The organism is Micromonospora sp. MW-13, from assembly GCF_003434305.1.
GTDB lineage: Bacteria > Actinomycetota > Actinomycetes > Mycobacteriales > Micromonosporaceae > Micromonospora.
Window position 1 is genome coordinate 1 of record NZ_QKKX01000116.1, and the last position, 898, is coordinate 898.

The 898-nt window shown below is 66.7% G+C and carries 1 protein-coding gene; it reads left to right on the plus strand.

All coding sequences use genetic code 11. The features are described from left to right. Nucleotides 1-91: 91 nt before the first annotated feature. Nucleotides 92-891, plus strand: a protein-coding gene (locus tag C5N14_RS31475) for an IS5 family transposase (protein ID WP_165878311.1) whose coding sequence is annotated in 2 segments (ribosomal slippage) — nt 92-428 and nt 428-891 — 801 coding nt in all. Because the reading frame shifts where the segments join, the coding sequence is not laid out codon by codon here. Nucleotides 892-898 lie beyond the last annotated feature (7 nt).

The window sequence follows — 898 nt, forward strand, 5'->3', positions numbered from 1 at the left end:
AACAACTCCTAACTAAATGATGTTGGGCGTAACCGGTTGGACGTGAGGATCGTTCTGTCTGAACGTGAGGAGGGGTGAGCAGCCGCCGTGGATCGTCTCGGACGACTTGTGGGCCGAGATCGCGCCGCTGCTGCCACCCCGCCCGCCACGGCGACACCGCTACCCCGGACGCAAGCCCCTCGATGACCGCAAGGTGTTGTGCGGGATCCTGTTCGTGCTCCACACCGCGATCCCGTGGGAGTACCTGCCGCAGGAGTTGGGGTTCGGGTCGGGGATGACCTGTTGGCGCAGGTTGCGGGACTGGAACGACGCCGGAGTGTGGCAGCGACTGCATGAGGTCCTGCTCGGCAAGCTACGAGCGGCTGGACAGTTGGACATGTCCGGGGCGGTGATCGACGGCTCTCACGTGCGGGCGCTCAAGGGCGGCCCAAAACCGGTCCGAGCCCGGTCGACCGCCGCAAGCCGGGCTCGAAACACCACGTCATCACCGACGCAAACGGCATCCCCCTCGCCGCGAGCCTGACCGGCGGCAACCGCCACGACGTCACCCAGCTCATGCCCCTGGTCGACAAGCTTCCCAAGATCAGAGGCATCCGCGGCCGACCCCGACAACGACCGCAGAGGCTCTACGCCGACCGTGGCTACGACTACGACTGCTACCGCCGACAGCTCCGGGCCAAGGGCATCACCCCGGTCATCGCCCGACGCGGCGTCGGACACGGCTCCGGCCTCGGCGCCCGACGGTGGGTCGTCGAACAGACCATCGCCCTGCTGCACTGGTTCCGCCGCCTCCGCATCCGCTGGGAGATCCGCGACGACATCCACGAAGCCCTCCTCACCCTCGCCTGCGCCATCATCTGCTGGCGCCGACTCCAACACTCAAAGAGTTAGGAGTTGT